The organism is Primorskyibacter aestuariivivens (genome assembly GCF_028023675.1).
Lineage (GTDB): Bacteria > Pseudomonadota > Alphaproteobacteria > Rhodobacterales > Rhodobacteraceae > Marinovum > Marinovum aestuariivivens.
On sequence record NZ_JAQIOZ010000013.1, the window covers coordinates 125,274 to 131,863 of the forward strand.

8 protein-coding genes and 2 pseudogenes are annotated in these 6,590 nt (G+C 60.9%); 5 read left to right on the plus strand and 5 right to left on the minus strand.

The features are described from left to right. Position 1: 1 nt before the first annotated feature. From PGB28_RS14285 to PGB28_RS14295, 3 genes are read right to left on the minus strand one after another with little or no spacing between them, the layout of a single operon-like run. Entirely contained in the window at positions 2-1,096 is a 1,095-nt protein-coding gene (locus PGB28_RS14285; RefSeq protein WP_271422197.1) for a glycosyltransferase, read from the minus strand. Positions 1,097-1,122: 26 nt separating this feature from the next. Further along, positions 1,123-2,019 (minus strand): GumC domain-containing protein, encoded by an 897-nt coding sequence (locus tag PGB28_RS14290; protein WP_271422198.1) that lies wholly within the window; start codon positions 2,017-2,019, stop codon positions 1,123-1,125. Further along, on the minus strand, positions 2,016-3,401 hold the full coding sequence (locus tag PGB28_RS14295) for an O-antigen ligase family protein (protein WP_271422199.1): 1,386 nt from the start codon (positions 3,399-3,401) through the stop codon (positions 2,016-2,018). Before PGB28_RS14295 ends, PGB28_RS14290 begins: the two co-directional genes overlap by 4 nt. Before the next feature lie 28 nt (positions 3,402-3,429). Here PGB28_RS14295 and PGB28_RS14300 point away from each other — a divergent pair, with 28 nt between their 5' ends. The 4 genes and pseudogenes from PGB28_RS14300 to PGB28_RS14315 all read left to right on the plus strand — a co-directional run bounded on the left by PGB28_RS14300 (position 3,430) and on the right by PGB28_RS14315 (position 5,664). Beyond that, positions 3,430-3,582, plus strand: coding sequence for a hypothetical protein (locus PGB28_RS14300; protein ID WP_271422200.1), 153 nt, complete (start codon positions 3,430-3,432; stop codon positions 3,580-3,582). Positions 3,583-3,905: 323 nt separating this feature from the next. After that, positions 3,906-5,108, plus strand: coding sequence for a polysaccharide biosynthesis/export family protein (locus PGB28_RS14305; RefSeq protein WP_271422201.1), 1,203 nt, complete (start codon positions 3,906-3,908; stop codon positions 5,106-5,108). 124 nt (positions 5,109-5,232) lie between these two features. After that, positions 5,233-5,397: pseudogene (locus PGB28_RS14310) on the plus strand (DDE-type integrase/transposase/recombinase); the annotation flags it as partial. Next, complete coding sequence (locus tag PGB28_RS14315; RefSeq protein ID WP_271422206.1) at positions 5,395-5,664, plus strand: recombinase family protein; 270 nt, start codon at positions 5,395-5,397, stop codon at positions 5,662-5,664. The pseudogene PGB28_RS14310 and the gene PGB28_RS14315, both read left to right, overlap by 3 nt. Positions 5,665-5,682: 18 nt before the next feature. Here the strand turns inward: PGB28_RS14315 and PGB28_RS14320 are convergent, their stop codons facing one another. Further along, positions 5,683-5,970: a DUF1330 domain-containing protein gene (locus tag PGB28_RS14320; RefSeq protein ID WP_271422202.1), complete on the minus strand. Its 288-nt coding sequence runs from the start codon at positions 5,968-5,970 to the stop codon at positions 5,683-5,685. 39 nt (positions 5,971-6,009) lie between these two features. Next, positions 6,010-6,213, minus strand: coding sequence for a YgaP family membrane protein (locus tag PGB28_RS14325; protein WP_271422203.1), 204 nt, complete (start codon positions 6,211-6,213; stop codon positions 6,010-6,012). 165 nt (positions 6,214-6,378) lie between these two features. Here PGB28_RS14325 and PGB28_RS21325 point away from each other — a divergent pair. Further along, positions 6,379-6,453: pseudogene (locus PGB28_RS21325) on the plus strand (helix-turn-helix domain-containing protein); the annotation flags it as partial. Positions 6,454-6,590: the final 137 nt, after the last annotated feature.

Below are 6,590 nucleotides of genomic sequence, written 5' to 3' on the forward strand. Positions count from 1 at the left end.
GTCAGGGCCCTCCCTGCAAGACATCCAGATAGGCATCAAAGACCCGCTCGGGCTGATACGGGCGCAGCGCCGCCTCCCGGTCATAATCCAGCGGTGCGTCCAGCGCTGCGGTCAGCGCCTCTGCCATGGCGTTGGCATCCCCCACCGGGACAAGTCGGCCGAACCGGCCCTGTCCAAGGATTTCGGCCGGACCCGTGGGGCAATCGGTGCTCACGATCTGCACGCCTAGCGCCAGCCCCTCGATCAGCACATTGGGCAGACCTTCGAAATCCGACGACAGCGCCAGAATATCGGCCCGTGCCATGAGGCCATAAGGGTTCTCAAGATAGCCTGCGAATTCAACCAGATCAGTGATGGACAAGTCGCGCGCCAATGCCTCCAGCGCGCCGCGCAAAGGCCCGTCGCCCGCGATGATCAGCCGGGCGTTGTGCTCGCGGTTCAGGATCGCAAAAGCCCGAAGCAGCATCGGCAGGTTCTTTTGAGGCACCAACCGCCCGACACAAACAATCAGCGCACCGTCGCCCGCCCTGTCGAACCGCATTTCGCGGGCCAGATGTTGCAGGCGGGCGGTATCGACGGGATTGCGGATGGTCACGGTGGTCGCGCTGGCCGGTAGTAACATCGCGTCGATCTCAGAGCGCAAGGCCTCTGAAACCGTTACAATCGCGTCGGCGCGCGGATAGAGCCAGCCTATGGCCCGCCGCTTGATCCAGGCTTTCAGCCCCGGTGTCTCGGCGAATTCCGCAGTGAGGCTGCGCCGTTCACTGATCACGATCCGGGCATCAGAGCGCGCCAAACCCGCCACCAGCAACAGGGCCAGGTTGGTATGGGTGAGCGCGGAGATACAGGCCGATGGGCGCAACCTGCGCAGCGTCTGGACAAGCGCCGGGATGGCCGTCAGCATCCGCTGCGCGCGCAGATCAACCACCTCGATCGCATCGTTCAGCCGCGCCCGGTTAGGCCCCACTGCATTGGCCGCCACCAGCGTCACCGCGATGCCGCGCCGGTGCAGATCATTGGCGAGCCTGACGAACACCGCTTCGGCACCGCCATCAGCAAAGGCGTGCAGGACTATCAGCACCTTGAAGCCGGGCATTCCGGCGGGAGGAGAGGTCTGCGCCATCAGGACCGTGCGCGCGAGGTTTCCACGATCATCGCCAGCGCCGCCGCGGCAAAGCCAAAGGCCAAACCGAACAGGATCATCAGCGCCGTGCGCCCCGGCCCCACCGGAGTAAAGCCAGCCAAAGGCGGCGACAGGATCTCGATCCGCCCAACCGAGCCGGAGAGCAGCCCCAGATTGACCTGCTGCGCGCGCATCTCTTCGAGCAGCACGGACAGTGTTGCCTCGCGCGCGGTCAGGTCGGTGACCAGCCGCCGGGATGATCCGATACGCTCTGCGGCAGAGCGTGTGTCGTCGCCCACCCCGTCGGATCCGGCCCTGTCTGTGACTTCCAGCATGGCCTTGCGCGCTTCTTGCAGCGCGTTGCGGGTGTCTTCCAGTTCGGCCGTGATCTCGGCGATGCGCTGGGCCAGAAAAGCATCGCTGTGGGTGCTGCTGAACAGCGCGGTGCGCCGGGTCTGGAACGCCTCGATCAGCGATGCCAGAAAGGCCCCCGACCAATTCCGGTCGGCATCCACCACATCCACCTTGATCACCGGCGAATTCGGCACATGCGAGGCCGACAGCTTGGCGATCACCGGCTCCAGCGCCCCTGCGGTTTCGGGATGCGGCGTGGCCTCAAGCGCATCGCGGATCAACGGCCAACTCAGCAGGATCTGGATTTCACCATTCATGGCGATGTCGAAATCCACATCCACCTGCTGGCGGTAATTATCGACCGAGGAGGGCACGGTATATTCATTGCCGTAGCGGATGAATAACTCGGTCGAGGTCTTGTAGCGTGCAACCGACATTTCGCTGATCACGGCGGCCATCACCACCCCGATAAGCGCCGCGCCCAACACCGCCAGCCAATGCCGGAGAAGGAACCCCAATATTCTCACTTCGCGTTCAATCATATGGTCTGATCCTGTTCACCCTGTCGTGCAGCCGCGCCACCGACCGCGCCCGGCCGTCGCAGCGCGACTTGGTCCAGGACACGTGGAGAAACATACAGCAAACTGACAAATAACCAGAAATATTGCGCTTTTGCATCATGCAGGAAGGCATGTGCCAGAAAAACCGCCAGCGCGCCCAGCCCATAGGCGCGCATGTCGAGATAGGCGTCTTCGTGCCCGGCTGCGCGGCTGGTCAGGGCGGTTTCGCGCAGATTGAGCAGCCCCGAGATCAACAAGAAACCAAGTGCCGCCAGCCCGACCAGCCCGGTTTCCGCCGCGGCTTCCAGATAGAGCGAATGCGCGCCGCGATCCTCGTTGCGCATGAGGATGTCGTTACGTGCCACATAGGTCTGGAAATTGCTCTCGAACTGGCTGTAGCCCACGCCGGTGACCGGGTTCTGCAGGAACATGTAGACCGCTGCCTGCATCTCTCCGAGCCGGCCAGCCAGGGCCGGATCGTCGATATGTGCATCGCGACCGCCATCGCCAAAAGGCGCGACAATCAGGTCCGACACCAGTGAAAAGCGTTCCAGATAGGCCTCGGGGCGCGATGCAAGCAGCACCACGACCGCCGCCGCAATCCCGATCCAGGGCCAGATTCTGCGCTCCAGCACCAACAGCACCACAAGCCCAACCCCGAGCGAGACCGCTCCTCCGCGGGACGCGGTGACAAGCACACCGCCCAGGATCAGCAATGTCGCAACTCCATAAACAATGAGCGGAACCGCGCGCGTGGCACGCACTGCGCGTGCCGCAGACAGCAGGGCACCGGGGATCATGTAGCTGGCAAAGAAATTGGCATCCTCAAGCGGCCCGCCGGGGCGTATCTCTTCGACCTTGCCGGAAATATGCTCGATCTCGCCAATCGCCAGACCGCCGAAATCCACATGTTCGAGATGAAAGAGCCGCTGGATCACCGCCAGAGACGCCAACAGCACCGTCCCCGCGATCAGCCCCGTATAAAGCGCCGAGAGCTGCCGCAGATCGCCGATCAGCCACAGCATCAGCCCGCATAACACGACATAGGGGATGTAGTAGCGATAGCTTTCATAAGAATCAGCCGGATTGACCGACAGCGCCACCGACAGCAGGCTGGCCGACAGCCACAAGGCAGCGGCGACCGCGTAGCGCTGTGGCGCGATGGTCCGCGCCGAGCCAAGATAGTTGGAGCTGAGCAGGATAGAAAAGGCCAGAACCAGCAGCGCAGCAAGCACGAAATCCATGCCGTGAAAGGCGGGCAGCACATAGGGCAGGTTCAAAAGGATGCACAGCGCCAACCCTGTTGCCGCGAATTCGGGAACACGCAGCAGCACGAAAAACGCAAGGGTCGTGGCGACGGCCATTTCAACCAATAGTCAGACCTCTCAGGCCATGGCGACCCTGCGCCTGGCAGGGGCAAAAAACAAACTCAAACCTAAATATTCAAACATTAACATCCTGCTTGTTGCGTGGAATATCAAGCCCCTACAGGGGCAAACAGTGCCACGACCGGGCGCTGTGCAGGTCTTTGCATTCCTGTATTGAGCAGCCATTGGAAACAATCTGTTTCCGTTATGCGGCGTAGCTGTTTGCGCGGGGGCTGGCGGTGACCATTGGGGCACAGACTATCCCTGTGCGTCAGTCACGGTATACTAAGCCTATGTTTTCCGTAATGATTCGACAGCAATCCCGTTTCGGCCCGCCGGTTGTCGCCACATGTATTTTTCGCGACGCCGCCGGTCAGTTCCGGGCGCATGGCCAGCCAGTGAGATGATACTGAAATGATTAGAATTCGTATCCTAACCATCAGATATTCCAACCTTTTCGGAGCGTGCGCACTGATCCTTTCGGGTCTGTTTCCCTTGGCCGTGACGGCAGATAGCGCGGCTTATCAGCTTCAGCCCGGCGACACTGTTCGCTTCGATCTTATCGGCCTTCCGGATGCGAGCGTGCAGGCGCGGATCAATCCGGGTGGCGTGGTGGATCTTGGGGTGTTGGGGCGGCTGAAACTGGGCGGGCTGACGCTGGACAAGGCGCTTGAAGCCGCCCGTTCCGAAGCCGAACGGCGCGCTTTTCCACGCTACATGGAGAATGGCGATCTGTTTGTCCTGCCGATCCAGCCGCGGGATCTGCGGCTCTCTGTTGTGGCTTTCCGTCCGATCACCGTGACCGGCGCGATCACTGGCCCGGGCCGGTTCGACTTTGAACCAGGCATGACTGTGCGCGCCGCCCTTGGGTTGGCGGGCGGGCTTCAGGCCGGCGGCATGATGACCGGGGCCGCCCCCACCCCCGAAGAGTTGATCCGGTACCGCGATATCTTTGACCGGGCCGCGCTGGACAAGGTGAGTGCCGAAATCGCCATCTGGGCCCTGCAGGCACGCGTGGCCGAAAACATGGACCCCGACGCACCCGCGCTACAGGGGCCCTTGTCCGGGGATGACACGGCTCCTTTGCTGGCAGATGCGCGCAAGCTGATCCGCGCCGATATTCAAACCGCCCGCGATGAGCGCGCGTTCTTTGTCCGGTCGCTGGAGCAGATGCGCCAGCGGCTCGGCATCCTTACGGCGCAGCGTGGCGAATTGCAGGGCCTGCTGGACGCTGACGAGGCCGAGGTTGCCCGGATACAGGAACTGATCAGCCGCGGCGTGGCGCCCGCCTCTTTGCTGATCGAAGTCAAGCGTGTGGCGGCGCTGTCGTCGGCGCGGCTGCTGGAAGTCGAAGAAAAACTGTCGCGCGTCCAGCTGGACATCACCGAACTTGAACGGCGTCAGTCCGAGTTCGACCAAGAGCGGCAGATTGAGCTATTGAATGAATTTCGCGAGGCGCGCGGCGACTTGCTTCGGGCAACACTGGACATGCGCCGCGGCGCACGGCTTTTGGCGGGGCAATCCATTCCGGCAGGCAACGGCGCTACCGATCTGGCACCACGGCTAGAGGCATCCGTGATTGCCCATCGGGGCGCTGGAGAGGCCAGCAGACCGGTGGCCGTGGCGCTGGATGATCTGGTCCATCCCGGTGATGTGCTTGAGGTGCAACTGCTGCCTGCAACCGACGTGCATTCCGGACAGTAAAGAAATGCTGGCAACTGTATCTGTCAGGTCTTCGGGGTGGCCCATTTCTGACGGCTCTTGCACAATGCATTAGCGATTGTGACCAGCTTTCTGGCGACAGCGGTGATGGTGACCTTGTGCTGTTTTCCGGGCACCGGCACCGAACGCGCTCTGGGTCAGCGACATCACATACATCTGGACCTGGCAAGGCTTTGTTTACGTCGCCTTCGTCATCGACACCTCCGCCAACCGGATCGTCGGCTGGCGGACGTCACGGTCGCCACAGACCCAGTTCCTGTCCGAGCGTCTGACCTTCACCGGCGACACCGACGATGCTTTCAGTCGGTTGCAGTTGCAGTTGATGGGCGCGTTTGCTGAGTTTGAACGGAACATCATCCGCAAGCGGCAGGCAGAGGGCATCGCGAAGGCGAAGGCGCGTGGGGTCTATACGGGGCGCAAGAAAAAGGTCGATGACCAGAAGATCATCGACCTGAAGCGGCAGGGTAAACGAGTTAGTGAGATTGCGTCGGCTTTGGGCGTGTCGCGGATGACGGTGTATCGAGCCATTAACCCGTGAAGCCAAACGCCCGCTGATCTATAGCCCCTCGACAAGTATGAGGTCCGTGTCCGAGATTTTGTCGCGAACAGCTCGTGCCTCGCTATAGGCATCAGACTCATAGAACGCTCGAGCGGCATCGATGCTTTCGAATTCGATCACGATTGCCAGACCCTGTGCGCCACCCTCGCGATGATCGGGTGACGGATTTCGGACCAAAACTTTGCCGTTATGCGCTTTGATCGCAGCCCCGGATAGCTGTTTGAACTCTTCGAACGCTTCCTTGTCGTGGATGCGAATGTGAGCGACGAGATACCCCTTCGGCATTCCTGTTCCTCCCCTTGCTGCCCTACGCGAACTGATGAATCAGGCAAAACCAGCCTTGGTCGGCAAACCAAGTTTCTTCAGCGTCATAACGACTGGGCAAACGCCGGTGAAAGAGGCTTGGATCAGATGCGCGCCCATTATCCCCGTAAGCCAGAGCCAGTTTGGGCTGTGAAATGCGGCGAGAAGGGCGCTTCCCAGAACAATGATTCCTACTATGAGAAGGATAGAGCGTTCGACGGTCATTGTGTTTCCCCCGTGTTGTGTCTTCACATAATGCAAAAGGCTACAGGCTACGCCAACACTTTTCGCCCGCTCCGGACGGGTGCCCATCGCAAGGGCGCGCGGCGTCTACAAGGGTGGCAAGAACAAGGTCGATGACAGAAGCACATCAACCTCTAGAAGCAGGGGAAGCGGGTCAGCGAGACAGCAGCAGTACTGGGCGTGTCGCGGATGACCGTGTATCGTGCCTTAGCGCAGATGTAGAGATAGCGCCTGGAGTTAGGTTGAGCTACCCCCTGAAATTCGGACACTGACGTAAGCTACGATTTGTTGTCTGCTGGTCTTCGACGATAAGGAGATTAGAGATGTCGAAACGGAAGAACCATTCGCCGGAGTTCAAG